The sequence below is a fragment of the Synechococcus sp. H55.11 genome (assembly GCF_047462475.1).
In the GTDB taxonomy this organism is placed as follows: domain Bacteria; phylum Cyanobacteriota; class Cyanobacteriia; order Thermostichales; family Thermostichaceae; genus Thermostichus.
This window is the reverse complement of the sequence record NZ_JANSJI010000016.1, coordinates 1-2,803: the sequence shown is the minus strand read 5'-3', so window position 1 is coordinate 2,803 and position 2,803 is coordinate 1. Positions and strand designations below refer to the sequence as shown.

Annotated in this window: 3 protein-coding genes and 1 pseudogene; 1 reads left to right on the top strand and 3 read right to left on the bottom strand. The window is 60.6% G+C overall.

Annotated elements, in window-relative coordinates; all coding sequences use genetic code 11:
* The 3 genes and pseudogenes from NW853_RS00425 to NW853_RS00415 all read right to left on the bottom strand — a co-directional run.
* A pseudogene (locus NW853_RS00425) lies at positions 1 to 323 on the bottom strand (hypothetical protein); the annotation flags it as partial.
* Positions 324 to 675: 352 nt separating this feature from the next.
* Positions 676 to 1,776 (bottom strand): hypothetical protein, encoded by a 1,101-nt coding sequence (locus NW853_RS00420; RefSeq protein WP_414347096.1) that lies wholly within the window; start codon positions 1,774 to 1,776, stop codon positions 676 to 678.
* Positions 1,777 to 1,893: 117 nt separating this feature from the next.
* Complete coding sequence (locus NW853_RS00415) at positions 1,894 to 2,226, bottom strand: hypothetical protein (RefSeq protein ID WP_414347094.1); 333 nt, start codon at positions 2,224 to 2,226, stop codon at positions 1,894 to 1,896.
* A gap of 199 nt (positions 2,227 to 2,425) precedes the next feature.
* On the opposite strand from NW853_RS00415, the gene NW853_RS00410 reads away from it, so the two are divergent.
* Positions 2,426 to 2,803: zinc ribbon domain-containing protein (locus NW853_RS00410; protein ID WP_414347098.1), on the top strand; the 378-nt coding region annotated here is incomplete at its 3' end.

Genomic DNA, 2,803 nt, shown 5'->3' with positions numbered 1-2,803 from the left:
GCAGCGGTGATCGGCCCTGCCTTCAGGGTATTGTTGACAAAATTCACAATCTTGGTGGAGTCGCCCGTGTTGAGGGTGCAGGCAGCAAAGAGCACCGCTGCATCCTTGATGGTGACGGAGGTCTTCACCCCGTCGTAGTAGAAGGCGATGCTGTCGGTGGCGGGGGCTGCCGTCTCGGGCAGTTGCGCTGAGATGGTGGAGGGCACCTGCGTGGCGGTGGGCGTGTCGGCAGAGCAGGCGGCCATCACCCCTGCCAGCGAGGAAGCCAGCATCAAAGAGGCCAGCGCAGAGGGCAAGTTGGGCTTGAAATCTTGGGTAGCCATTGCAAATCTCCATTGAGAAGGTTTTAGTCCAGGCGAAGGCCTCGAACAAACGCCGCCCAGCTCACTTCCGGGGAAAGCCTTGAGGGAACAAATCTGGGAATGGCTCAGAAAGTCCAGAGACATCTTACCCAAAGGAAGAGCTAAAAAACATAGCTCTTCTTCCTCCGATCTCACCCCAAGCAGCCGTTGTGATCTGTGATCTATATCAATAAACCAGCCTGGCCCCCTTCCCCCCCGCATGCGGGGGGACAGAGGAGGATCCGTGCTTGGCTTGCCAACTGCAGGGCCACTCAAAGCCCCCGGCTTTGGCCGGGGGGGAACCCGAGTAACCTGACCTTTGGGCAGCCCCAGGCTAGTTCACGTTAATGGGCGGGCCGAAGTTGAAGTAGGTGGTGCTGCCGGGGTTGGTGGTGTTGTCGAAGACGCTGAGGGTGAAGCCGCTGACGCTGATTGGCTGCGGCGAGGCGATGGCCGGCGTCACCCGGATCTGGCCGCCGAAGGGGATGGTAAACGGTGCCGCAAAAATGGCTTCGTTGCCCGACACCGATGTAGAGGTGGCGATCACCGGCGACCCCCCTACACCCGTCACCGTCACCGTCGCGCTGGCAGACAGGCCGGGAATGGTGATCTGCGGGCTCACTGGCAGCGTGACGGGGCCCACGTTAATGGGCGGGCCGAAGTTGAAGTAGGTGGTGCTGCCGGGGTTGGTGGTGTTGTCGAAGACGCTGAGGGTGAAGCCGCTGACGCTGATTGGCTGCGGCGAGGCGATGGCCGGCGTCACCCGGATCTGGCCGCCGAAGGGGATGGTAAACGGTGCCGCAAAAATGGCTTCGTTGCCCGACACCGATGTAGAGGTGGCGATCACCGTGCCATCGGAGCGGGTAACGGTTACCGTGGCGCCAGCAGACAGGCCGGGAATGGTGATCCGCACGCCGCTGGGAGCGGGCCGGAAGAAGCTGTCAAGCTGGGTTTGGCTGACGTTGATGCCCGGGATCTTCAGCGTGCCGGCGATGAACCCGTTGATCTTGTTGGCATCAGAGCCGACTACGCTTGCTGCAAACAGCACTGCCGCGTCGCTGCAGTTGACGGTGCCGTCGCCCGTGAAGTCGGAAATGGCCGGCTTGAGCGGGTCGCCCAGCCCTGTGACCTCGGCAGAGGTGAGCGGCGGCTGAAGCTTCAGAGTGGTGTTGGCAAAGCTGATGATCTTGGCGGCGTCGTTGGTGTTGAGGGTGCAGGCGGCAAAAAGCACGGCTGCATCCCTAGCCGTGATCGAGGTTTTCACGCCATCGTAGTAGAAGGCGACCCCCTCTTCCGGCACCTGGGCCGTAAGGGTGGGCGGCACTTGCGTCACCTGGGGTGTTTCGGCAGAGCAGGCGGCCACCGCCAGCGAAGAGGCTAGCAGCAGCGATCCAAGAGCAGAGTTCCTAGAAGGCTTGAAGTTAGGCTGAAACATTGTTCTCTCTCACACGAAGAACTGCTCGACGAAGCGCGTCAGCTTCGCCCCCTCTATACTAATCTTAAAAAGTAATCAAGTTGCCTGAAGAGCAATCGGCCCAGCTCTGACCGGGGTCTAGTCTTGGCTTAGGAGATAGGTGATGGCGCGGTTTTGTTGCTCGACCACCTCGCGCAGCTCGGCAATGGCCTCAAAAACTCGCCCGATAGCCTCCGTATTCTGGGCAATGGCCTCAAAAGCTCGCCCAATGGCCTCCGTATTCTGGGCAGTGGCCTGGGCATTGGCCAGCGTCTGCTGAGCAAGACTTCCAGAATGGCCTCCACCCGCTCCAACATGGGCTGCTCTTGCCAGCTTGGGAGACGATCCCAGCCGCAGCCCACCCGTGAGGCAATAATCCCCGTTGAATTCACAGGCTAGGCAAGCAAGCGCAGAGCGGGCTTGGGCTTCCATCTCTCGCTTCTGCGCCAACTGCAAGAAAGGCTAAACGCCAGCGTAGAGACTGGGCTATGAAGTTGGCCCGGTGTGTAGTAGTGTCTGACGACCTCGTGGCGTACGAGGGAATCTGGCGAAGAACCACCGCCTGGCCAAGTCTATCCGGGACGCAGCTTGGTCTTTGTTTGTGCAGTGGCTGGACTACTACGGCAAGGTGATGATTGCCGTTCCGCCGGAGTACAGCAGTCAGGAGTGTCCTGGGTGCGGGTACCTGGTGAAGCAGACTCTTTCCACTCGCAGCCACCGCTGTCCAAAGTGCGGGCTGGTGCTGTGTCGAGACGCCAACGCAGCGCTTAACATTCTCCGCCGAGCACTGAGGATGACGGTAGGGCATAGGGGAACCGCCGGGCCCCCCTTTCATCCCCCCGTGTACGGGGGGACAGAGGGGGGAGTATGTCAATGGAACTGGCAGGGGCCGTTGTGGCCGTTGGGGCAGATGGTGGTCTCGTCCGTGAGGACATCGGTGGTGATCGCGTTTTTGAAGTTGGTCTGGCTAAGGTTGGCGCCGCGCAGGTCCTGTCGGATATACACAACT